The sequence below is a fragment of the Kribbella aluminosa genome, assembly GCF_017876295.1.
GTDB lineage: Bacteria > Actinomycetota > Actinomycetes > Propionibacteriales > Kribbellaceae > Kribbella > Kribbella aluminosa.
In genome coordinates this window covers 2,711,430-2,734,253 of record NZ_JAGINT010000002.1, presented here as the reverse complement: position 1 = coordinate 2,734,253, position 22,824 = coordinate 2,711,430, and the positions used below count along the sequence as shown (strand labels likewise).

Annotated in this window: 20 protein-coding genes and 2 pseudogenes; 9 read left to right on the top strand and 13 right to left on the bottom strand. The window is 67.3% G+C overall.

Annotated elements, in window-relative coordinates; all coding sequences use genetic code 11:
• Positions 1 to 209 precede the first annotated feature (209 nt).
• Positions 210 to 3,209 (top strand): MGH1-like glycoside hydrolase domain-containing protein, encoded by a 3,000-nt coding sequence (locus JOF29_RS34390; protein ID WP_209698535.1) that lies wholly within the window; start codon positions 210 to 212, stop codon positions 3,207 to 3,209.
• Positions 3,210 to 3,255: 46 nt separating this feature from the next.
• Here the strand turns inward: JOF29_RS34390 and JOF29_RS34385 are convergent, their stop codons facing one another.
• On the bottom strand, positions 3,256 to 4,221 hold the full coding sequence (locus JOF29_RS34385) for an SDR family oxidoreductase (protein ID WP_307863833.1): 966 nt from the start codon (positions 4,219 to 4,221) through the stop codon (positions 3,256 to 3,258).
• Positions 4,222 to 4,239: 18 nt separating this feature from the next.
• On the opposite strand from JOF29_RS34385, the pseudogene JOF29_RS46160 reads away from it, so the two are divergent.
• Both JOF29_RS46160 and JOF29_RS43945 read left to right on the top strand, forming a co-directional pair.
• Positions 4,240 to 4,428: pseudogene (locus JOF29_RS46160) on the top strand (helix-turn-helix domain-containing protein); the annotation flags it as partial.
• Positions 4,429 to 4,567: 139 nt separating this feature from the next.
• Positions 4,568 to 4,915 (top strand): annotated as a pseudogene (locus JOF29_RS43945) (acyl-CoA-like ligand-binding transcription factor); the annotation flags it as partial.
• 22 nt (positions 4,916 to 4,937) lie between these two features.
• On the opposite strand, the gene JOF29_RS34375 reads toward JOF29_RS43945, so the two are convergent.
• Positions 4,938 to 5,417 carry a MarR family winged helix-turn-helix transcriptional regulator gene (locus JOF29_RS34375; protein ID WP_209698533.1) on the bottom strand — a complete coding sequence of 160 codons (480 nt, stop codon included), beginning with the start codon at positions 5,415 to 5,417 and terminating at the stop codon, positions 4,938 to 4,940.
• Between the two features lie 139 nt (positions 5,418 to 5,556).
• Between JOF29_RS34375 and JOF29_RS34370 the strand changes: the two genes are divergently transcribed.
• Entirely contained in the window at positions 5,557 to 6,387 is an 831-nt protein-coding gene (locus JOF29_RS34370; RefSeq protein WP_307863832.1) for an alpha/beta fold hydrolase, read from the top strand.
• Positions 6,388 to 6,463: 76 nt separating this feature from the next.
• Here the strand turns inward: JOF29_RS34370 and JOF29_RS34365 are convergent, their stop codons facing one another.
• The 4 genes from JOF29_RS34365 to JOF29_RS34350 all read right to left on the bottom strand — a co-directional run bounded on the left by JOF29_RS34365 (position 6,464) and on the right by JOF29_RS34350 (position 10,912).
• Complete coding sequence (locus JOF29_RS34365) at positions 6,464 to 7,246, bottom strand: carbohydrate ABC transporter permease (protein WP_209698531.1); 783 nt, start codon at positions 7,244 to 7,246, stop codon at positions 6,464 to 6,466.
• A 44-nt stretch (positions 7,247 to 7,290) separates the two neighbouring features.
• Positions 7,291 to 8,292 (bottom strand): carbohydrate ABC transporter permease, encoded by a 1,002-nt coding sequence (locus tag JOF29_RS34360; RefSeq protein WP_209698530.1) that lies wholly within the window; start codon positions 8,290 to 8,292, stop codon positions 7,291 to 7,293.
• 20 nt (positions 8,293 to 8,312) lie between these two features.
• A complete protein-coding gene (locus tag JOF29_RS34355) occupies positions 8,313 to 9,653 on the bottom strand; it encodes an extracellular solute-binding protein (protein ID WP_209698529.1) in 1,341 nt (446 codons plus the stop codon).
• A 236-nt stretch (positions 9,654 to 9,889) separates the two neighbouring features.
• Positions 9,890 to 10,912, bottom strand: a complete 1,023-nt coding sequence (locus JOF29_RS34350) for a LacI family DNA-binding transcriptional regulator (protein WP_209698528.1) — start codon at positions 10,910 to 10,912, stop codon at positions 9,890 to 9,892.
• A gap of 187 nt (positions 10,913 to 11,099) precedes the next feature.
• Between JOF29_RS34350 and JOF29_RS34345 the strand changes: the two genes are divergently transcribed.
• Positions 11,100 to 13,865, top strand: coding sequence for a family 78 glycoside hydrolase catalytic domain (locus JOF29_RS34345; protein WP_209698527.1), 2,766 nt, complete (start codon positions 11,100 to 11,102; stop codon positions 13,863 to 13,865).
• Positions 13,866 to 14,132: 267 nt separating this feature from the next.
• On the opposite strand, the gene JOF29_RS34340 is transcribed toward JOF29_RS34345, so the two are convergent.
• The gene (locus tag JOF29_RS34340; protein WP_209698526.1) at positions 14,133 to 14,789 is read right to left on the bottom strand and encodes a TetR/AcrR family transcriptional regulator; all 657 of its coding nucleotides are present in this window, start codon (positions 14,787 to 14,789) and stop codon (positions 14,133 to 14,135) included.
• 126 nt (positions 14,790 to 14,915) lie between these two features.
• Between JOF29_RS34340 and JOF29_RS34335 the strand changes: the two genes are divergently transcribed.
• Both JOF29_RS34335 and JOF29_RS34330 read left to right on the top strand, forming a co-directional pair.
• Complete coding sequence (locus JOF29_RS34335) at positions 14,916 to 15,650, top strand: SDR family NAD(P)-dependent oxidoreductase (RefSeq protein WP_209698525.1); 735 nt, start codon at positions 14,916 to 14,918, stop codon at positions 15,648 to 15,650.
• Between the two features lie 28 nt (positions 15,651 to 15,678).
• The gene (locus JOF29_RS34330; RefSeq protein ID WP_209698524.1) at positions 15,679 to 16,302 is read left to right on the top strand and encodes an NADPH-dependent F420 reductase; all 624 of its coding nucleotides are present in this window, start codon (positions 15,679 to 15,681) and stop codon (positions 16,300 to 16,302) included.
• A 106-nt stretch (positions 16,303 to 16,408) separates the two neighbouring features.
• Here the strand turns inward: JOF29_RS34330 and JOF29_RS34325 are convergent, their stop codons facing one another.
• Entirely contained in the window at positions 16,409 to 16,876 is a 468-nt protein-coding gene (locus JOF29_RS34325) for a hypothetical protein (protein WP_209698523.1), read from the bottom strand.
• A 4-nt stretch (positions 16,877 to 16,880) separates the two neighbouring features.
• On the bottom strand, positions 16,881 to 17,369 hold the full coding sequence (locus tag JOF29_RS34320) for a hypothetical protein (RefSeq protein ID WP_209698522.1): 489 nt from the start codon (positions 17,367 to 17,369) through the stop codon (positions 16,881 to 16,883).
• Between the two features lie 118 nt (positions 17,370 to 17,487).
• Here JOF29_RS34320 and JOF29_RS34315 point away from each other — a divergent pair, with 118 nt between their 5' ends.
• Positions 17,488 to 17,637, top strand: coding sequence for a hypothetical protein (locus JOF29_RS34315; RefSeq protein WP_209698521.1), 150 nt, complete (start codon positions 17,488 to 17,490; stop codon positions 17,635 to 17,637).
• Positions 17,638 to 17,877: 240 nt separating this feature from the next.
• On the opposite strand, the gene JOF29_RS34310 is transcribed toward JOF29_RS34315, so the two are convergent.
• Positions 17,878 to 18,792 carry an alpha/beta hydrolase gene (locus tag JOF29_RS34310; RefSeq protein ID WP_209698520.1) on the bottom strand — a complete coding sequence of 305 codons (915 nt, stop codon included), beginning with the start codon at positions 18,790 to 18,792 and terminating at the stop codon, positions 17,878 to 17,880.
• Positions 18,793 to 18,900: 108 nt separating this feature from the next.
• Here JOF29_RS34310 and JOF29_RS34305 point away from each other — a divergent pair, with 108 nt between their 5' ends.
• Positions 18,901 to 19,332, top strand: a complete 432-nt coding sequence (locus tag JOF29_RS34305) for a MarR family winged helix-turn-helix transcriptional regulator (protein ID WP_209698519.1) — start codon at positions 18,901 to 18,903, stop codon at positions 19,330 to 19,332.
• 13 nt (positions 19,333 to 19,345) lie between these two features.
• On the opposite strand, the gene JOF29_RS34300 is transcribed toward JOF29_RS34305, so the two are convergent.
• From JOF29_RS34300 to JOF29_RS34290, 3 genes are all read right to left on the bottom strand, one after another.
• Positions 19,346 to 20,020: a response regulator gene (locus tag JOF29_RS34300; protein ID WP_307863831.1), complete on the bottom strand. Its 675-nt coding sequence runs from the start codon at positions 20,018 to 20,020 to the stop codon at positions 19,346 to 19,348.
• Complete coding sequence (locus JOF29_RS34295; protein ID WP_209698518.1) at positions 20,017 to 21,219, bottom strand: sensor histidine kinase; 1,203 nt, start codon at positions 21,217 to 21,219, stop codon at positions 20,017 to 20,019. Before JOF29_RS34295 ends, JOF29_RS34300 begins: the two co-directional genes overlap by 4 nt.
• Before the next feature lie 65 nt (positions 21,220 to 21,284).
• Positions 21,285 to 22,811, bottom strand: coding sequence for an alpha/beta hydrolase (locus JOF29_RS34290; protein ID WP_209698517.1), 1,527 nt, complete (start codon positions 22,809 to 22,811; stop codon positions 21,285 to 21,287).
• Positions 22,812 to 22,824: the final 13 nt, after the last annotated feature.

The following is a 22,824-nucleotide window of genomic DNA, read 5'->3' as shown; positions in this document are numbered from 1 at the left end:
CGGCGTCGGGCCGGCGATCCGCGGCGCCGCCGGCCGGCGACCACGTGGCCACAACCGGCAGATGGTTGACAGTTCTCGATTTGGTCTGTGACGCTACCTGAAAGCTTTCAAGTCCCCTGGTTCTGCCGTTCCGGTGCTCGCTCCGACGGCAATATTGGCGTGCTTCGAGCTGCGAACGTCACCCCTCGATCGAGCGATTGGAGATCTCCATGGCCACAGGCAGCACGCGCTTCCGGATCAGCCGGCGCAGGTTCCTCCAGGGGGCGGGCAGCAGCCTGGTCCTCGCCGGGAGCGGCCTCGGGCGCCCACTCCAGGCGTCTGCGACAGAGGGGGCGACGTACCGACTGGAGAACGGGTTCGTCAGTCTGTCCGGGGCCTACGGGAAGCTCACCCGGTTCGCGTGCGATCCGGCTGGCTCCGGCAGCTACGAGCCCACCGCGTTCGGCTCGGTGTTTCTCGGCGCGACGGACTTCTTCGACGCGGGGTTCAACGGCGGCGTCAGCTGGACGGCGAGCAGCACGGCGCTGAGCTTGGCGGGCATTCAGTTGCCGTCGGCATTGAACCTCGAGCAGCGGGAGCTCAACTCGCCCGTCCCGCTGACCGCGGGACACACGCTCGGCCAGTCGTTCACCGCGACGATGTATCGCTTCTCCCGGGTCGGTGGTCAGTTCCCCAGCTGGAACAGCCAGAACTCGGCGGTGACGATCACCCTGTACGCCGGGACGCCCGCCGGCGGTCTCACCGAGATCGCCAGTCGCGAGGTGAACCCGGTGCAGGACAACGGATGGGCCTACCTCGACGTACCGGATCAGCCGGCCGGTGCCTATTACCTGGAGCTGTCGTACCGTGCGGGGACCCCTGGCTGGTGGAGTCGTCTCGGCACTACCACCGTCGACGTCGGCGGGTCGGCGTACATCGATCGTCAGGTGCAGGCGGGTCGCACCATGACGATCGAGGTCACGGGGTTCAACGTCGACGGCGTCGCGTCGTGGGACCTGAAGCTCTCCGGCCCGAACGTCGCGATGACGTACGACATTCGGTGGAACAAGGATCCACGGTCCGACCCCGGCCTGACGCTCAACACGTCGTGGCTGCGTGACGGGTACTCCGTCGCCGCGGCCGACGGCGTCCTGTTCGACCGCTTCTACGGAGACGCCGGCGACTACATGCCCGCCGAGCAACACAAGCGCCGGAACGCGTGGACGACCCCGGTATCGGGATCGACTGCGGTCACGGCAGGCGGCAGCGGCCCGTACGATCTCCGGATCACCGGAACCGAGCCGGTCCTCGACGGCACGATGACCGCCCAGTCGATGGCGATGACGCTGAACTCCGGTAGCGCGGACGCACAGCAAGCCATCTCCCGCACGCTCGCGGTGCAGGTCCAGCCGCATTCCGACGTACTGCCGGACGTCTTCCCGGTCTTCGTGGCCTCCGACCAGCGGAGGGCGGCGCAGTTGTCCACCTTCTACTGGGAGCGGGCCCTCAGCTTCCGCTTCACTGGGCACGCGATGGACTGGGCCGACTGGAACGGACGCATCCTGGACTGGACCGGCACGGCCGGTTCCAAGGCACAGGCCGATTCCCTCTTGAATACAAGACTGAACAGCGACGGGTACGTCTGGTCGTGGACGGATTCGCCGGCCTGGCCCTTCCCCGACCCGAAACTGTTCGACGCCAGACACTTCACGTCCAATGCGATGTACGTCCTCGGCACTTGGCGCTACTACTCCTGGACGGGCGACTCCGGCTTCCTGGCCACCATGTTGCCGCGAGTGCGGCAGGCGATGAACTTCTATCTCAACTCACTCGGCGGCGCGAGTGGGATCGTCACGATCACGTCGCCCGACCACAGCGGACGGGACGGATCGCTGGCGTCCAACTACTGGGACGTCACGTCGTTCGGCCATCAGGACGCCTACCTCAACGCCTATTTCTACGGGGCTCTCGAGGCGATGGCCCAGCTCGAGGATCACGTCGGAAAGAAGGCGAGGGCGAGAGAGCTGAGGTCGCTGCGCGAGCGGACCCGGACCCGCTACAACCAGCTGTTCTGGAACGATGCGGCGGGCCGGTACGTCCAGGCCATCGACGCCGACGGTGTCGCACACGACTTCGGTTCGACGTACGTGAATCTCGAGGCGGCGTCGTTCGGCCTACCCAGCCAGGAGCGGGCCGCGCGGATCTTCGACTGGCTGGACAACGGGCACACCGAGCTTCAGGAAGCCGTCGTGATGATCGAGAGTGGCGGCCTGGCGCCGAAGATCGCAGCGGGCCACTCACTGGGGCAGAGCTTCACCGCGGGCGCCGAGTTCACCAGCGTTGCCGCGCGATTCCCCACGTACGGCGAGCGCGGTGCAGCGTTCACGATGGCGTTCTACCGGGGCCTGCCGGGAGCAGGGGCTGTCAAGATCGCCGAGCAGCGGTTCAGCGACTGGATCGACGGCCAGGTGGCGCACGTCGATCTGCCCAAGCAGCCGCCTGGCGTCTACTACCTGGAGGTCTCACAGGTCACCGGCACGCTCGCGTGGTGGTCGTCGGCTACGCCTGTAGCCGGCGCGGCGGCGTACACCGACGGGGTTCGCGCGCCGGATGCCTCGACCAGGTTCGTCGCGGCGCTCGGGGACCACTTCGAGGGACCGGCCGACATCTACTCGAAGTGGGTCTTCGCCCCGAGGTCCACGACGCGTCGCAACAGCTACTGGTTCTTCCTGAGCCACCTCACGAACCCATGGGGAGACGAGGTGCAAGACGGCGGAGCCATCCTCTACACCTCAGGATTCGACGTGCTGGCGCGCGCCCGCTACTTGTCCGCCGATGATGCCTGGGCGCGGATGACAACGATCCTCGATCGGTGGAGCGAACCCGACCACATCTGTGGCGGTGCTCCCCTGTTCCGCGGCGAGAACCCGGTCGGGGGTCCGGACGGGAGCTCGGTCGGAACCGATGTCCCGTTTCCGGAGAGCGGACTGGCGCCGGCCAGCTTCCTCTATGCCTTCATCGGGGTCGAAGCCGAGCCGGATGCGCTGGTCATCACCCCGAACCTGCCGTCGAGCCTGGCCAACGCCGGCGTACGTCACCTCCACTGGCGCGGACAGCAGCTCGACGTCCTGGTGACGCGCGACACGGTCACCCTCACCGGCAGCGGACGGACGATCAAGCGCCGGTACAAGCCGGGCCGCGCGATCCGAGTGCAGTCGAGTGAGCTGTAGCCGGTGACCCGCAAGATCGTGCGGCACGCGGACGCATCGGCCGCCGTCAGCGTGCCGAGTAGGCGCCGGTGTCGATGTCGTGAATGAGGGTCGGACCAACGGGTGTCCAGCCGAGGAGCTCCCGCGTGGCCGTGCTGGTCGCCGGGAGGTCCATGGCGAAGAAGTTGCCGATCCACCCGAAGTGGTCCCGGGCGTCGCCGGGGTCGATCGACCTGACGGGCAGGTCGAACGCACGGCCGATCGCCTCCGCGATCTCGCGAGTGGAAACGCCCTCTTCGGCGGCGGCGTGCAGGCGCGCGCCCGCAGGTGCCTTCTCGAGGCCGAGAGCGACCAGTCGCGCGGCGTCGGCTCGGTGTACGGCGGCCCACTGGTTGGTCCCGTCACCGGAGTAGCCGGACACGCCCTTCTCACGGGCGACGCCGGCGATCGCCGCGATGAACCCGTGGTCGCGGACGCCGTGCACAGTCGGCGCGAAACGCAGGCTCACGCTGTGCACACCGCGATCGACGAACTCGAACGCTAGGTTCTCGCTCCCGCCACGCGGCGAGTCCGGACCGTGGGCCGCGGACGCGTCGTCCTCGGTGGCCGGCCTGCCCTGGGCGAGGCCGGCGACGCCCGATGCGAACAGGAACCGGCGACCGGTACCCACTAGCGCGTCGCCGATCGTCTGGACGGCGGCCCGCTCAGCCGCGCTCGAGGCGGCCGGGTTGGAGAAATCGTGCTTGTTCGCGAGATGGATGACGGCCTCGGCGTCCTCGACGCCGGCGCGGATGCTGCCGAGATCGTCCAGGTCCCCTCGACGGATCTGGGCACCCTTCGCCTGCAGCGCCTCGGCGGCCCTGTCCGAGCGCGCCAGGCCGGTGACCTTGTGGCCCGCGGCGAGCAGTTCGTCGACGACGGCGGAGCCGATCCAACCGGACGCTCCGGTGACGAAAACGTGCATGACGTGATCTCCCTCGACGCCCCTCGCGGGGCGATTGCCGGCAGTGGACAGGTGTCTGATGTCAGTCACAGACATAGCCTAACACCTATGATGTCAGTCACTGCCATGGCTACACTGCGTCCCATGGCGCGTTGGGAACCGGGTACGCCGGAGCGGCTGCAACAGGCGGCGCTCGAACTGTTCGCGACCCGCGGCTACGAGCAGACGACAGCGACCGAGATCGCCCAGTCCGTCGGCCTGACCGAACGCACCTTCTTCCGCCACTTCAGCGACAAGCGCGAGGTCCTGTTCCACGGGCAGGACGTGTTCGTCCGCGCGTTCCTCGACGGCGTCGACGCCGCGCCATCAGACGCATCGCCGATCGACATCGTCGCCTGCGCCCTGCAGTCCGCGGCGGCCCCTCTTCCCGGACGAGCGGCGGCCGCACTCCCGCACCCGGCAATCGGTGATCGAGCAGAACCCCGCACTGCGCGAACGCGAGTCGCACAAGCTCGCCGGCCTTGCCACGACGGTCGCCGACGCCCTGGGCGCCCGAGGCGTCGACCAGCTCGCGGCCACCCTGGCAGCGGAGTCCGGCGCCACCGTCTTCGGCATCGCGTTCACCCAATGGATTCGCGACGGCGAGCAGCGATCGCTCGCCGACATCACAGCGGACATTCTCCACGAGCTACGCACCCTGACCGCAGACACGGCGGCCTCGCGTCACCGGAAGAGCGCCACCGCTCGCAGTCGGCGTACTGATCGGACATCCCCGGCGCTGTGACTGGAGAGGACCCGGAGCTGCGTTAGGACGGCTCACCGAGGTCGCGCGTCATCCAGCCGGGCGCGTCGAAGCGGACAGGGGAAGCACCGACCAGGATCGCCAGGTGCTTTTCAAGGCGCTCGAGTTCGGCCGGGCCGATCCGTCGTTCCCAGCGATCGCGCAGCTCGTCGAAGATCTCCTCGCCTTGGCGCAGCACCTCGAAGCCGAGGGCCGTGACCTGGAGACGCTTGCGGCGGCCGTCGAGCGGATCGGTGTCGCGGGTCACGTATCCGCGTTCCAGCAGGACCGCGATCGTCTTCGCGGCCGCCTGCTTGGAGACCGACAAGCGGCGACCGAGCCGCGTGGCGTCATCGGCGCCCGCGGCGATGGCCCGGATGGCGAAGTCGTGAACGGGGCGTACGTCCTGGTAGCCGCGCTGAGCAAGCTCGTCGGTCGCGTCGTCCACCAGCGAACGGAAGCCTCCGAGCAGGAGCAGCGCGAGATCCGCACCGGAACGGGACATGGCAGCAGGGTACGGGACTTGCAATTAGACAACCAGGTTGGCTAACATCTAGGCAACCAGGTTGTCTAATTGAGGAGACACGATGACCGTGACACCGGCCGGTGCAACGATTCCGGGGATCACCCACCACCGCGTCGAGGTGAACGGAACCACGCTGCACTACGTGGCGGCGGGAACCGGCGGAACCCCGATACTGCTGGTCCACGGGTTTCCCGAGACCTGGTGGTCCTTCCACAAGCTCATCCCGCTGCTCGCCGCTCACCACCGAGTGTTCGCCGTCGACCTCCGCGGCTTCGGGGATTCCGGCAACGGTGCAGGCCCGTACGACAGCGCGACGGCGGCCGAGGACCTGCACCAACTGATTGAGCAGCTCGGCGTGGGCCCCGTCCATGTCACCGGGCAGGACATCAGCGGGGCGAGCGTGTTCCGCCTCGCGACCACCTATCCGCGCGACCTGCTGAGCCTCACGGCGATCGAGACAGGGCTACCCGGATTCGGAATGGAGGCGCTGGCCGACATCACCCACGGCGGCGTCTGGTACATCGGGGTTCTCGCCGCACCCGGCATCCCCGAGATGCTGCTGACCGGCCGCGAGCGCCAGTTCCTGGGACAGTTCGTGTTCCCGACCTTGAGTGCGATTCCGGGAGCGATTACCGAAGCCGACGTCGACGAGTTCGCCCGCACCTATGCGCGACCCGACGGATGGCGCGGAGCGATCGGCCTCTACCAGTCGATGCTGCGCGAGGGCTCCGAGATCAGGGCCCTCGCCCGCACTCCCGGGCTGAATGTGCCCGTTCTCGCGGTCGGGGCACGCGCAGGCTCCTTCACCCTGACCACCATGACCCAGGCCGCGGCGAGCGAAGTGAGCTCGATATCTCTCGAAGGCGTCGGCCACTACGCCGCTATGGAGGCTCCCGAAGAACTGGCCAAATCAATGATCGAGTTCACCGGACGCATTGACACGCCATGACGCGCCTCGAAATTCCGAGCTGAGCGGTGCCCTCCTGCAGGGCATCCGTCAGCGCACCGCGTTCAGACAGGTCGTTCTATTCGAGGCCCGTTCCGACGACGCCCCTCAGGTACCACTTCTGGAACACGATGAACACGACAAGCACGGGCAGCATGGCGATCACCCCGCCGGCTAGACCGACAGCCGGTGAGACGGTCGAGTTCTGGCCACCCGCCAGTGGCGCGAGGGCGACGTTGATCACCCGATTGGCCGGGTTCGGAGCGATGACCTGCGGCCAGATGTACATGTTCCACGCCGTCAGGAAGCTGATCGAGCAGAAGGTGGCGAGTGCGGGTCGCGCCAGCGGAAGGGCAATCGACGTCAGCACGCGACCCCAGCCTGCGCCGTCGATCCGCGCCGCCTCGATGAGACCGGCCGGCAGGCTTGCGAAGAACTGCCGGAAGAGCAGGATCGCAAACGCGCATTGGCCCGCCATCGGGACGATCAGGCCGGCATACGTATTCAGCCAGCCGAGCTGGAAGGTGATGACGAAGAGCGGAATCAGCGTGAGGTTGCCCGGGACGAACATCGGCACAACGAGAACGGCCAGCACCGCTGCCGACCACTTGAACGGTATCTTCGCGAGGGCGAAGGCGGCGGGCAGCGCGAGCAGCAGCTGGAGACCGATGATGCCCAGACTGAAGATGAAGGTGTTGGCGATCACTTGTGGCGTCAGATACCTCCAGGCCTCGACGAAGTTCTGCCAGATCGGTGTCTCGGGCAGGAGCTTCGGAGGGAAGGCGTTGACCTCCGCGCCGGACTTGAGCGAGCTGGAGACCATGAACAGCAGCGGCGTCGCCATCGCCAGCGCGCCGACCACGATCGCCACGTAACGGACGACGCTGTGACGACGAGAAGTACGCATCAGCTGCGCTCCTTTCGGAATCGTACGATCACGCGCACGAGCAGCACGACCGCCATCATGAGGACGAGTTGGAACAGCGACAGAGCGCTCGCATAGCCGATGTCGCGCTCGGAGAAGGCGACCTTGTACGCATAGAGCGCGAGCGACTGCGTGGTGCCGAGCGGTCCTCCGTCGGTCATGATGAGCGCGACCTCGAACGACCCGCTGACAAAGCCAACCGTCTCGAGGACGGCGATGAGCAGGGTCGTGCCCCAGACGTTCGGCCAGGTCATCGACCAGATCTGCCGCCACTTGCTCGCGCCGTCGAGAGCTGCCGCCGCATAGATGTCCTCGGATACCCGCTGGAGGCCGGCAAGGTACAGGATGATGACGAGCGGGAGACCCGACCAGATCATCATCACCACCAGCGCGGGGCGTGCCCAGGTCAGATCGGAGAGCCAGTTCGGTCCGCTGATTCCGGCCCAGGCGAGCACCTGGTTGACGAGCCCGGTCGAGTTGTACAGGTTGACCCAGATGAGCGCCGAGACGGCGGCGGAGGCGATCATCGGCGCGAAGTAGAACACCCGGACGACTCCGACGCCCGGCATCTTCGTATTGACGAGAACGGCCAGGACGAAGCCGATCAGGATCGTCGGTACGACGCCCATCAGAACGAACAGCGCGGTGACCCCGAGCGCGTGCCACATGTCCGCGTCACCGAACAGGCGGCTGACGTTCGCGAGCCCGACCCATTTCGGCGTACCGAAGAGATCCCATTGGAAGAAGGTCAGAACCAGGCCGCCCACGGCCGGGAGGATCACGAAGAGCGCGAACGCCAGCATTCCCGGCGTCAGAAAGGCGGCGGCCGTCACGGCATCGAGGTTGCGGCCGCGCCGGCCTGCTGGCTTCTCGGACGGCCGCGGCTTCTTCTGTTCGTCCGGCCGAGGCAATGACAGATCAAGGATTGGGGTCGGCACCCGGACCTCCGCTGATATCGGGTGCACCGGAGCGGGGTAGATCATCCCGCTCCGATGCACCATTTCTATTTGCTCTGCTTCTGGATTGCGGCATTGACGGTGTTCTCTGCCTCGCCGAACGCATCGGCGATCGATCGCCCTTTCAGCAGTACCTCCTGGGTTGCCTTCTTCGTCGCCGCCGTCATGGTGGTCGACGACGAGCCTGGCAATTGTGCGAGCAGCACGGCAGTGCGAGCCGAAGCACCGAAGATGGCGATGTTCGCCGGCGGTGGGGTGCCGTCCTTCCAGGTACCGTTGGCGATACCGTCGGCCGTCGGCGGAATGACCCCACCGACGTCCTCGGCGACCTTCATGCCGGCCTTCGTGTCATAGAACCAGCTCAGGAACGCCCACGCGGCATCCTGGTTCTTGCTGGTCTGCGCGATCGACAGCCCGTACGATCCGCCGCCGGCCGTCGAGTGGCCATCGATCGTCGGCAGCACCTGAACGTTCCAGTCGGCCTTGCCGAGCGACGTCTTGGTCTGCGGGATCGTGGCCCGCGACGCGATCGCCATGGCGACCTTCCCCGAGCCGAAGGTCTGCTTCGGGTCGCCGGTTGTCGCGGTGTACGGGCCGGACGCCTTTCCGTAGGCGCTCAAGAGCAACTTCCACGCCTTCAGGGCGGCCGGCTGACCGATCCCGGACTTGTGGGTGGCCGGATCGTAGACCGATCCGCCGAACGCCTTGATCACGGGCCCGAAGACGATCTGGGCACTGCCGTCCCCCAGCGGAGCACCGATTCCCGTGATCCGGCCGCCCGACTTCGTCTGGATCTCTGTCGCGACCCGCAGCATGTCGTCCCAGGTCCAGTCGGCCTTGGGGTACTCCTTCACCCCGACCTGGTCGAACAGCGATTTGTTGTAGAACAGGCCTACCGAGTCGGCGCTCACCGGAAGGCCGGTGATCTGCTCGGGCTTCGCGAGTGGCCGGTACTGGCCGACGAACTGCGGAAGGAAGGAGTCCGCACCGAGCTGGCCGAGCTTGCCCGCTTTCAGTCCTGGCGCCAGGTCGAGCGTTACGTTGTCGGACGCCAGCGTGTCGGCCAGGAAGTCGACGTTGAAGAAGACGTCCGGCAGTTCCCCGCTCAGTCGCGCCGTGGCGAGTTGCTGCGCGTACTCATCAGCTTTGTCGGTGGTACTGCGCACCTCGACCTTGCGGTCGGGGAACGCCTTCATGTACGCCTCCGCGTACTTCTTGAACTGCGGCTCGAGCGCGGTGATGGTGTTAAGGACGATAGAACTTCCGTCGACCTTGCCGGCACTTCCGGAATTGGATGCGGCGTTCCCACCGCACGCCGCGAGCACGGTGAACATGGTGGCTGCCGCGACGGCAACAACCACCCGGCGAGGCGTTGTGCGTGACGTCATTGTCGCTTTCCTCCGGTTCGATCTGAATGCGGCATGAATGCGCGACTCATTCCTCAATGAGCGTGCGCTCCGACCGGTCACCGGGCACATTCATCGAGATTGAAAGCTTTCAGATTGAAAGCTTTCAGGCCATACTGGGCGAGGTGGATAATCTTGTCAAGGGCGGATGCCGGAACTGATCGCGGCACCGGGACGCCGGCCTTCGAGCAGATCGAGTTGCTGGGGAGGACTCGATCTCAGCTCGGTGCCGACCGATTCTCGGTGCTCGCCCGGACGATGAGTTCGGGGGGCAGCAGGGCGTGCTCGTGGACATGCCCGCCACCGTTCGCGACGTGGTCGAGGACCAGACGAACCGCTTCCTCCGCCAGTGCTTGCTTCGGCTGACGCACGGTGGTCAGTGGCACGGCCGCCGATGCCGCGTAATCGATGTCGTCGTAACCCACGATGGCGATATCGCGAGGAACCTCGATGCCGTCGGCAATCAGGAGAGACTGCATCAGGCCAAGGGCCAGCAGGTCGTTCGCGGCGAAAACCCCGTCGGGACGCGAGTCCGGTCGCATAGCGGCCAGCCGGTCGCCGGCCGACCTGCCGTCGGCGATCGTCTGATCAGCGGTATCGATGTGGGTGAGGCTCGCACCTGCGACCTCGCCGGCCGCCCGAAGTGCACCCTTCCATCTGTCCTCGACCTGGTGGAGCGGACCGCCCAGGAAGGCGAGCCGCCGCCGCCCGGTGTCGAGCAGGTGCCGGACCGCCAGATGTCCGCCGGCATCGCCGTCGAGCGCCAGGGAGCAGAAATCTCCTTCGACAGCATGGATGTCGAAGAGCACGACCGGCATACCGCGACGGATGACCCGTTGGATGCGCGCTGTCTCGCCCGCCAGCGGAGCGATGATCATGCCGCTCACGCGCTGCTCCTCGAAGAGCTCGATGTAGCGGTCCTCGCGGCCACCGAGCTGATCGCTGCTGCCGAAGATGATGGTGTGCCCGCGGGCTTCCGCCGCGCTTTCGCAGGCGTGCGCCAGGTCGGCGAAGAACGGGTTGGCCACGTTCAGCACGATCATGCCGAGCGTCGTGCCGCCGCCCATCTTGAGCTGCCTGGCGAGATCGTTCCGCACGAAGCCGAGCTCGTCCATCGTGGCAAGGACACGCTTCAGCGTCGCGGTCGAGACCAGCTCCGGCCTGTTGAGGACGTGCGAGACCGTACCGACGGACACCATGGCGCGAGCCGCCACCTCACGAATTCCGACCCGCCCGGCCACGTCGTACCTCTCTCACCTTCTCCTTCAGCGCGATGAGCTCCATCATAGGCTGAGCACGACCGTCACCTCTTGACGCGTGACAGCACCGCGCGGCCACAACCGGACGCTCGCCTTGGGACCGTCACCACGACGAGCTAGCGTGCGGATGTCGCCGGAGGCCGGGCGATCCCGGGATCGAGGTGGCGCGATGACGACGAGCTGTGGGGCGCCTGGACAACTCGCCGTGTCGGCGCTGTTCACCGAGTACGCGGTCAACCCTCTGGGCGTCGATGTTTCTCGGCCACGGCTGGCGTGGATCCTCCAGTCCGGCCGGCGTGGCCAGTCGCAGAGCGCCTATCAGCTCGTGGTCGCGTCCAGCGAGGCCCTGCTGGCGCGGAGCCAGGCCGATGTCTGGGACAGCGGCCGGATCGCTTCGGCACAGTCGGCCGGCGTTCCGTACGACGGGCCGGAGCTGATCCCCGGGACCAGGTACCACTGGCGGGTCAGGTGCTGGGATCGGGACGGCCGCGCGTCGCCGTGGAGCCGGACCGGCTGGTGGGAGACCGGGCTGTTCCACGAGAAGGACTGGGCGGGCGCGCGATGGATCGGCGTACCCGAGAACCAGCTTGCCTCGAGCACAGCGACTTCCGGCAGCCCTCAACTGCGGAAGGAGTTCTCCGTCAGCAAGCAGGTCGCACGAGCCCGGGCATACCTGAGCGGATTGGGATACCACGTGCTGACGATCGACGGTGTGCGCGTCGGCGACAGCGTGCTCGATCCAGGCGTCACCTGCTACGACCGGACAGCCTTGTACACCACCCATGACGTCACGGCCGCGGTCCGAGGGCAGGGTCCGCACGTCCTTGGCGTCACCCTCGGCCGCGGCTTCTACGGTCTGACGCCCGACGACACGAAGTACTGGGCGACCGCGCCGTGGCTCGGCAGTCCGCGGTTGCTGCTCAAGCTGCAGGTCGACTACACGGACGGCGCCCAGGACACCGTCGTGAGCAACACCGGATGGCTCGTCAGCAGCGGCCCGACCACGCGCGACTCGGTCTACCTGGGTGAGACCTACGACGCACGCCTGGTTCAGCCCGGCTGGGACCGACCGGGCTTCGATGCGAGTAGCTGGCACCTCGCCGCCGAGATGACGGCGCCGACGCCGAACTTGCGTTCGCAACAGGTGGAGACGATCCAGGTCGTCGACACCCTGCGCGCCGCTCAGATCACCAATCCCCTGCCCGGCAGCCATGTGTTCCAGTTCCCGGTGGTGACCGCGGGCTGGGCGCAGCTGCGAGTCACCGGTCCCGCAGGCACCGAGATCACGCTACGGTACGGCGAAACGCTGCAGGCGGACGGCACGGTCGACAATCGCGGCGATGCCGGCCTGACGAACGGCCCGGTGCAGACCGATCGCTACCTGCTGCGCGGCGACGGACCGGAGACCTGGGAACCGAGCTTCAGCTACAAGGGCTTCCAGTACGTGCAGGTCGACGGGTATCCGGGCGTCCCCACCGTCGACGATCTGACCGCGAGAGTGGTGCACAGTGCCGTGCCGTCGACCGGGCACTTCAGCAGTTCTGAGCCGCTGCTGAACACCATCCACGAGATCAGCCGGCGGACGATCCTGAACAACCTCCACTCGGTGCTGACCGACACTCCGATGTTCGAGAAGCGCGGCTGGCTCGGCGACGTCAACGTGTTGCTGCCGGCAACCATCGACAACTTCGGGATGCACCGGTTCTACCGCAACTGGCTCGGCTCCGTTCGGGACAACCAGGCGCCCGACGGAGCCGGCGTCGACCTGTCGCCAAATCCCGGCCCGGCGGGCTACACCGACCCGATCTGGGCCGGTGCGCTGGTCGACATTCCGTGGCAGCTCTTCCAGGACTACGGCGACCGTGACGTTCTCGCAGTCAGCTACGACTCGATGGCGCGGTACGTCGACCATCTCACGACCCATTCGGACGGCCTGATCCAGCAGGGCTTCTACGGCGACTGGGTATCACCGGCAACGTCCGGGTCCTTCCCCTGGCCACCGGAAGGCGCACAGCTCACCGCGACCGCCTACTTCTACCGGTACGCCGAGGCACTGGCCGCGGCAGCCCACGAACTCGGCAACGATGGCGACGCGCAGCGTTACGGCGAGCTCGCCGGGCGGATCGAGGCCGCGTTCAACGCGAAGTTCCTGGATCGCACGGCCGGGGTTTACCGCACCGACCGTGAGGTCGGGTACCGGCAGACCTCCAACGCGGTGCCACTGTCACTCGGCCTGGTCCCGGCAGAGCTCGTCGATCAGGTGACCCAGCACCTGGTCGCCGACATACGGGCCAGAGGCAACCACCTGAACACCGGCCACGCAGGGACCAAGGCCCTGCTGTCGGTCCTGACCGACCAGGGTCACGTCGACCTCGCCTTCGCGATCGCCACCCAGCGGACCTACCCGAGCTGGGGGTTCTGGATCGACAACGGCGCCACCACGTTGTGGGAGGCCTGGGAGACGAACACGCGGTCACGCGACCACGCCTTCCTCGGCAGCATCGAGGGCTGGTTCTACCGCGATCTCGCCGGGATCAAGCCGGCTGCTCCCGGCTACGCACGGACAGCGATCCGACCGCACATCCCGGCCGGCCTGGACCACGTGTCGGCGTCCGTTCGCACAGTGCACGGCATCGTCGGCTCGCGGTGGGACCAGCGCAACGGCGAGCTACGCCTGACTGTCACGATCCCCGCAAACACCACGGCCCAGGTCTTCGTCCCCGCGGCATCCCCGGACGAGGTCACCGAGGACCACCAGGCAGCGGCGCGGCCCGCAGCCACCGCCGAGGGGGTCCGCTTCATCCGGATGGACGGCGACCGTGCCGTGTTCGGCATCGGCTCCGGCACCTACCACTTCCGGACCGAGAACCGACCGTATACACAGCCATCAGCCCAGCATGCCGCGCTAGGAGGTCCTACGAACAAGGCTATCTGAGCCCGGCGAACGTCCTGCCCAGCAACCGCCTGGATACGATGAGTTGCTGGACTTGTTGGTGTTTCCAGTCTGGCTCTCGGCTCGCAGCCCTGGCCGGCCGACGACGACACCCCGGCAACGGGGACCGTCACCTCCGGAACGACGGTACGTCTCCGGTGATGCTCGACCTCTCGACCACGGACCGGTCCGGACAATGCTCCCGCGCCGGCTGGGCTGTCCGCGGTCAGTCCGACGCAGCTCCTGGTGCCGGCCGGCGGTATGGCGTTCTCACCAACTACCAGCGCGCCGTCCGCCGGAGCGAGCTGGAGCAGAGCCGGTAGTTCCGCGGTCATCGCTGGGCTGGCGAGGAGATGACGCGGGGATGGCGTTGTCGATGAGGACGGCGGCGATGGCGGCTGCGGTCGGGAAGGATTCGCTGTTGAGGACTCGGGTGCGGGCCGAGGCGCCGTCGATGAGCAGGGCCAGTTGTTCGCCGAGTTGTTCGGGGTTGGTGGCGCCGGCTTCGCGGGCGGTTTCGCTGAGCCGTGCGGCGATGGCGGTCTTGTAGTCGCGTGCGTACTGGGATGCGGGGTGTTCGGGGTCGTGGAGTTCGACGGCCGCCGCGATGTAGGGGCACAGGGGCGTGGACGCGGGTATCTCGAAGGCGGCGAGGAGTCGTTCGCGGGGTGTGAGATCGGTGCGGTCGAACACTCCGGGCATGACGTCGGGATCGAATCGGCGCAGGTACTCGGCGACGAGTTCGTCCTTGCTGGTGAAGTGCTGGTAGGCCGTGCGCTTGGACACCTGGGCCACGGCGCAGAGCTGGTCCATGCCGGTGCGGTTGATGCCCTGATCGCGGAACAGCTGCTGTGATGCGCTGAGGATGCGTTCGCGTGCGCCCCTGCCGCGGCGCCGACCCAGGGGGCCCTTCTCCAACTCCGTCATGCCTCCAGCATAGACCGTTCGGTACCGACCGGTGTATGTAGCTTGCGCTCCGGCCAGCCATCCAGTACGTTACATACACAACCTGGTGTATATAAGAATCGAACCCCTCAATTCAACGGAGTGATCGTGGGAAAGCTCGACGGCAAGGTAGCGGTGATCACCGGCGCATCCACCGGCATGGCACTGGCCGGCGCCAAACTATTCGTCGAGGAAGGAGCGCACGTCTTCATCCAGGCCCGGCGGCAGGAAGCACTGGACGACGCCGTCAAGCTGATCGGCCGCAACGTCACCGCCGTCCAGGGTGACGCGGCCGAACTGGACGACCTGGATCGCTTGTACGACACCGTCAAGCGGGAAAAGGGCTCGATCGACGTGCTGTGGGCCAGCGCCGGGATGGGCGAACCCGCCGTCCTCGGCGACATCACCGAGGAACAGTTCCACCGCGCCTTCTGGCTGAACGCGCGCGGCACCCTGTTCACCGTGCAGAAGGCACTGCCGCTGATCAACGACAACGGCTCGATCTTCATGACCGGCTCCAACGCCTCCCTCGGCGCCTTCCCCGGCTGGAGCCTCTACGCCGGAAGCAAGGCCGTCCACCAGGCCTGGGCCCGCGTCTGGCTCAACGAACTGCGCGACCGCAAGATCCGCGTCAACGTCCTGACCCCCGGCCAGGTCGCCACCGCCAAACAGGAAGAACTGTTCGACGAGGCGACGAAGGCCGCATTCGAGTCCCTCATCCCCCGCGGGACGATGGGCCGCCCGGAAGAAGTCGCCACCGTCGCCCTGTTCCTCGCCTCCGACGACTCCAGCTATGTCAACGGCCTGGAACTGGTCGCCGACGGCGGCACCACCGCCATCTGAACCACACACCAGGAAGAGAGCACACCTCATGAGCAGCATCACCCTCATCGGTACGGGGAACATGGCCCGTACCATCGGCACGCTCGCGGTGGCGGGCGGCAACACCGTCGAGGTCATGGGACGCGATCAGTCCAAGGCCGATGCCCTGGCCAACGCTCTGGGCGGCGGCGCGACGACGGGCAAGTGGGGCGCCGTCCCGGCCGGGGACATCGTCATCACGGCCGTGTTGTACGACGGTGTCGTTCCGGTCGTCGCCGAGTACGGAGACGCCCTCGCGGGCAAGGTCATCGTCGACATCAGCAACCCCTTCAACGCCACGTTCGACGGACTGGCCCACAGCGAGGAGACCTCGATCGCGCAGGAGGTCGCCAAGGTGGCCCCGGCCGGCGCCGGCGTGGTGAAGGCCTTCAACACCATCTTCCGCAATGTCCTGGAGAAGGGCCGGCCCGACGTCTTCATCGCCGGCGACAATGCGCAAGCCAAGGCGGACGTGGCGGCATTCGTCGAGAGCCTCGGGCTGCGCCCGCTGGACGTCGGCGGCCTGAAAATGGCGCACTGGCTGGAAGGAGTGGGCGTGGTCACGGTGGGCCTCGCCGGCAACGGGGTTGGCCACGGGGACTTCGCCCTCGGCGTCAACGAATTTACTGGCTGAGCCCCCGGGGCCGAGCAGTCGGCGAACAGAGCGCGTGCTTCAGCTCAACAAACCGAGCCGGGCGCTCGGCGTCCTGTTGACGGAGCCGCCCGGTCGCCACCGGAGGTCATTTGACGACGAGCGCGAGAACGGCTCCCGCGGCACTGATGATTGCGGTGAGCAACATCAGCAGATCGTAGAGGCCGCGTTTGGCGTTCGACTCGGCAGGCGAGCCGGGTGTGCGGACTGACCGTGGTTGTGCTCGAGAATCGGGTGCAGCCCACATCACCCGGAAGAGACGGCCAGGGTTGGCTCCGCCAAGAGCGGCCCACATTGCGTCACGCTTCCAACGCCCGTGATCCGAACAGCCACGGAGCTTTCCCCGGACGCCGCGGTCGCACGGCTTCCGTCGTTGCGTCAGGTAATCGCACTTCGTCGGCATCAAGAACGCGATCCAGAACAGCACGGTGGCGGTACCTATGACGATCCACTCCAGCAGGTAGTCCTTTGGCGGATAGCCGAGGTACGCGAGGACTGCCACTACGGTCAGGCCACCCAGATCGTCGAGCTTCGTTGCCTTCCGTCGTCTGGCCATCGGCTCACTCCGCTCGGAGCCGTGACTTGCGGAGTACGCCGGCCGCGTCGCGGTCCCAGGTGACGTTGGCACTGTCCCGAAAGATCAGCTCCCGCACCTGCCACTTGTCTGTTCTGGCAACCGGCCGCAGAGGACACGAAAAGTCGTCTGCCGGGTCCGGATGATCCCAGTGATACTTCGATTCAGCCCGCTCGGCGAAGAAGCGGCCAGGCGGCAGAACAGTCAGGTTCAGGGCCGGCTGCTCGACACCGTTCCTGTTGGTCGACCGAATGGTCACGTCGTACACCGGCGCCAGCGACCCGTTCGTCAGCTCGATGCCGTACGGCTCGTCCTGATCGTCGAGTTTCACCGAGATCCACGCCGACACCTGCCGAGCCTGGGCCCGCTGCTCGCGGTCGTCCTCGATCTTGTAAAGCCGCCAGGCGGCGATACCTGCGAAGACTGCGGCTACCAACGCACCCAGTGCCGCGAGCGCACTCACCCACTCCGCCACGTCCAACTCCCCCGTTGTAGTTGTTCGTGCACAGACTGTAATCCCGTGCTATTCCGGTCACAACCGGAAGCGAGTCGTCAGACCACAGCACAAGGCGCCGGCCGGTGTGATCGGGCGTGTGGCACAGGGCGTCGGCCACATGGCCGGCCCGCTGAAGATCCGCTTGGTGGCCCTGATGTTCTGTCCCGACCTGGACAAGCACCCAGAGCTGAACCGAGGCTTCGCACACGACCTGCGCGACGCCCTGGGCTTCGATGAAGCTGCATGATTCGGCGGACACCTCAGACACGTCAACGAATGCATTCGATTCTCCTGGTACCTGCGCGAGGTGGCGCGGCCTTCTTGACCGGCGTCTATCGGCGCACCTCGACCTAACAGCGACTGGCGGCGCACAAAAGCTCAGGTCACGTAGGTGGCCTGGGTTTCTTCGTGTCTGCAGGTCACCTTTTGCTCGACCTTTTCATCGCATGTCTCTCCCGCTGACCGGGTCCGGGGGCGGCCCGCCGATCTACAGGTGGTCCGAGTAGAAGTCGACAAGCCGATCGACGGCGGCGTCGACGTACTCGGGCACGTCGTACATCTCGTAGTGGCCGGCGTTCTCGATCACCGTCAGGTCGACCGGGTTGGGTGCCAACTTCCAGAGCTGCATGCCGGACTCGTAGGAGCCGGTGTTGCCGATGCGGCCGGCGAGGATGACCTGGAGCGGCTGGGTCATGAGCTGGTCGACCAGGTGATAGGCGTCGTAGCCGAGGAGCAGCGCGTCGCCGCGGGAGAGGCGGCGGTTCGTCGAGCGTTCGTGCCCACCCCGCTCGGTCCGGTAGTAGGTCATCGCCTGGGTCGTGTCGATGTCGATCAGGCCTGCTGCCGCGGCATGCTCGAGGGTGTCGGGCAGCCAGTTCTCGCGGGTCAGCTCGCCGGTGCGCGTCTCCTCGATGCGCGCTTCGGCCAGGGCGACGAGCGCGGCCGCGGGGCCGTCCGGCTGGAAGCTGCGGAACGACGTGCCAATGTTGCCGGGGACAACCGTTCCGACCGCCTTGATGCGGTGGTCGGTGCGGGCGGTGTGTACCGCGTAGCCTCCGCCGGCGCAGATGCCGAGCACGCCGATGCGGTGCGGGTCGATTCCGGGGATCCTGCTGAGCGTGTCGATGGCGTAGGAGATGTCCTCGCCGCGGCGGTACGGGTCTTCGAGGTCGCGGGGCTCGCCACCGCTCTGGCCCTGATGGGCGGGGTCGAACACGAGCGCTGCGATACCCCGGGCGGCCAGGCGGGACGCATAGTTCGCGCCGATCTGTTCCTTCACGCTGCTGCCCGGGGTGGAGAGCACGACGGCGCGCAACGGCGAGGCTTCGTCGATGTTGCCGGGTAGGTGGAGGTCGGCCGCGAGCTCGATCGGCCCGCGGGGGATCGTGACGTGTTCCAGCATTTGACGGCACCCTTCACGGAGGATCTGTTCGAGATCCAGCAAGTTCGAAATGATCAGTAGTACAGTATCGAACTAGCCCAAGTCCGTACCATCTCGACAGGAGCTCACGTGCCCGTTGACGCCGCACAGCTGTGGACGCTGAACCATGGCCTGCTGACCGTCGTGCTGGACGCCTGCAGCGCCGAACTGGCCGAGCTCGGGCTGGAGGCGAAGGAGTTCTTCGTGCTCGCCGAGGTGGCTGCCTCGCCGTACCCGGCCGAGCTGGCGGCGAAGCTGGTGATCCCCAAGGCGAGCGTGACGGCCTACGTGCGCAACCTCGTCGCCAAGGAGTTCATGCGACGCGAGATCGACGACGCGGACCTGCGGCGGCACCGGCTCCTGCTGACAGACGCCGGCGAGGCCGCGAGAGACGGCGCATTCGCCGCACTGGCGAAGGCGTTCGACCGGAGGCTGGCGCAGGTCACTCCGCACGACCGCGCTGAGCTGCAACGGATTCTCCTGGCGCTGCTCGATCCGCCTGGCGGCGTACGTGCGAGCTGAGGTCCAGCGCCGGTCAGCGCACGAGGCCCGATTCCCACGCCCAGACAGCGATCTCGGTCCGGTTGCGGGCCTGGATCTTGCGCTGGATCGAGGCCAGGTGCGACTTCACCGTCGACAGCGAGATCACCAGTTCGTCGGTGATCTCGGCGTTCGTCCGGCCGCGCGCGACCGCCCGCGTCACGTCGAGCTCGCGGTCGGTCAGCGGCGGCGCGGCGCGGCGCATCTTGCCGCTCGGCGTACTGAAATGCTGCAGGAGACGGGTTGTGATCGACGGCGACACCAGGGAATCGCCGTTCGCGGTGGCGTACACGGCTTCGACGAGCAGCCGCGGGCCGGCGTCCTTCAGCAGGAAGCCACGCGCGCCGGAGTGCAGCGCCTCGTGCACGAGTTCGTCGAGGTCGAAGGTCGTGACCACCAGCACGCGCAGCGGATCGGCCACCTCCGGTCCGGCGAGCAATCGGGTCGCGCTGAGGCCGTCCAGCTGCGGCATCCGGATGTCCATCAGCGTGACGTCCGGCTGCAGCTCACGAGCGAGCGTCACCGCCTGGTTGCCGTCCGCCGCCTCGCCGACGACCTCGATGTCAGGCTCGCGCTCGAGGATGAGCCGGAAGCCGGTACGCACCAGCGCCTGGTCGTCCGCGAGCAGGACCCGCACAGTCCGCCCTGTCCGCCCTGTCCGCCCTGTCACGGTGCCGTTCCCTTCTCCGGTCCCGCTCCCACCCCATCAGGCAGCGGTAGCTCAGCGAGTACGCGCCACCCGCGCTCGCCGTGGTCGTCCTCTTCACCGGCCGTGAGCGTGCCGTCGAGCGCACCGATCCGCTCCCCCATGCCGATCAATCCGAAACCACTGGTCGAGCGCCGCGCACGTCCCGGCCGGATCCCGTCGTTCCTGACCTCGACGCGGAGCAGGGCCTTGCCCTGCCCGACTGTGGGCTCCACCGCAACCGTGACCGTCCGCGCGTCCGGCGCGTGCTTGCGGACGTTCGTCAACGACTCCAGGACGACACGATGTACGGTCGACACCGTCTCCGGCGCGACCGTCAGATCGTCCAGGCTCGGCGCAAGCCGCAGGTCCACGTTCGCGTGACCTTCAACGGCCGACTCGACAGCTTCCACCAACCCATCGGAGGTGAGCGGCACAGTCTGCTCAGGGCTCCGAAGCATCGTCACCAGACGCCGTACGGCGGCCAGCGCCTCGGCGCCTGCGCCCTCGATCTCATGCAGCAACTCCCGTTCGGGGCCGTCGGCAAGTACGACCTGGGCCGCCTGGGTTCGGACCACCACCCCGGTGATGTGGTGGGCGACCAGGTCGTGCAGCTCCCGGGCGAGCGCGAGCCGCTCCCGGTTCCGCGCCGCCGCCAGCGCGACCTCGTGCCGCGCGTCGGCGTCCCGCAGCATCAGCCCGATCGCGACGCTGCAGCCCCACAGGATGGTCCACAGCACCGCGAGGGTGAGCGTGGTCGAATCCCTGCCGTAGCGGAGCATCGGCGACGTGATGATCGCCAGCCCACCGGCGATCGTGACCGCGGCCGCCGGCAGGGACCGCAGCCGATGGCAGCCGGCTCCGACCAGCAGGGCCAGCGCGAGCGTCTCGCCGTCACCTCCGAACGGCGCGGCCGGCTTCGCGAAGAAGCCGACCGCGCTGCAGATCAGCGAGAGCGCGAACGCGGACGCCACGAGCTCCGCGATCGCTCCCGGGTACCGGCGCCGCAGGAGCACCAGCGCGCTGATCACCACACCGGACCCGAAGAACGCGACACCGCCCGGAGTGACCTGGTCGTGCAGGAACAACCGACGTACCGCTTCGTCACCGTTGAGGCCTACAAGAGCCACGACCTCCAGGACGACAAGGATGCGGGCCAAGGTCCGGTTGGTGCTTCGGATCACCGGGTACGTCGTCCTTCCTCGTCGTGCGGAACACCCATCATCGCGGCCCCCACGTCACGGCCCGATCAGCGGGGTGTCGCGTCCGCGGAACAGTGGTAGTCGCGGTCGGGCAGCTTGCCGGTCAGCAGGAACGAGGTCGCGGCCGTGTTCGCGCACTGATTCTTGTTCAGCAGGTAGACGCCGTGCCCGCCCTGGTCGGCCGTCACCATCCGGGCCCGGTCGCCGAGCGCCTTCCGCAGCTGCTCGGCGCCGGCCAGAGGTGTCGCGGGGTCGCGGAGGTTCTGCACCATCAGCACGTTCGACGGGCCGTTGCCGCCGACCTTCACCGGCTCCTCGACCGGCTTCGGCCAGTAGGCGCACGGGTTGATGTTCGCTCCGGCCGCACCGAACAGCGGGTGCCGGATCCGGTCGATCGCCACGTTCCGCTGGTACGACTTCAGCGACGTCGGCCAGTGCGAGTCGTTGCAGATCATGTAGTACCGCGCGGAGATGAGGTTGTCCACACTTGCCGCCGTCGCCTTGGCGGTCTCGCCCGCGGGCAGCGGCGGGGGCGGCTGGTTCGCCTCGAGTGCCTTGACGACCTCGGCGAGGGTGGCCAGCTGCGTCGCGCCGTACGAGTAGCCGAACGTGATCAGCCGGAGCAGCGCCCCGTCCCAGACGACGTCCGGACCCTTGACCGGTGTCCTGTCCAGGCGCGCGGCCAGCTGGAGGTACTTCGCCTTCACCTGTGCCGCCGTCCGGCCGAGGCCGTACTCGCGGTGGTTGGCAGCGACGTACTTCGCGAAGTCGGGGAAGCGGTCGTCCATGCCCTGCGACCACAGCCGCTGGCTCTGGTAGTCCCAGCCGGCCGGACCGAGGTTGCTGTCCAGGACGACACGGTCGGTGCGGTTCGGGAACATCGTGGCGTAGACGGAGCCGAGGTAGGTGCCCCAGGACGCACCGAGGTACGACGTCTTCTCCGCACCCAGCGCGGTCCGGATGCTGTCCATGTCGCGCGCGGTGTTCTTGGCGCTGACGTACGGCAGCATCCAGGCGGTGTCCGCGGCCGCGCACTGCTCGGCGATCTGCCGGGACTGCTCGGCCCGCTTCGCGACCTCGCCCGCGTTCCGCGCGTACGGCGGGATGTTGCCGAAGATCTGCTGCTCCTCGGTCAGGTCACACTTCACCGGCGTACTCCGGCCCATCCCTCGCGGGTCGAAGCCAATGAGGTCGTAGCTGTCCAGCACGGCCTTCGGCATCTTCACCGTCACCAGGAACGCCAGGTAGCCGAGCCCCGGGCTCGGACCGCCCGGGTTGGTCAGCAAGATGCCCCGCCGCTTCTCCGGGTTCTTGCTGGGCACCCGCGAGACCGCGATATCGATCGTGCGGCCCTCGGGCTTCTGGTAGTCCAAGGGGACCTTCAAGGTCCCGCACTGCATCCCCTCCGGCAACGGCAGCCCGTCGCCGACGTCCTTGTCGCACTGCCCCCACTTGATGTCCTGCTTGGGCGTCGCGGTGTCCGCAGCGGTCACCGTCCTCGCCTGCGAAACCCCCGAGACCGTTGCTCCTGCCATTGCGGCAACAGCGACGGCGATGGTCACGACCTTTCGCATCCTGACTTCCCTC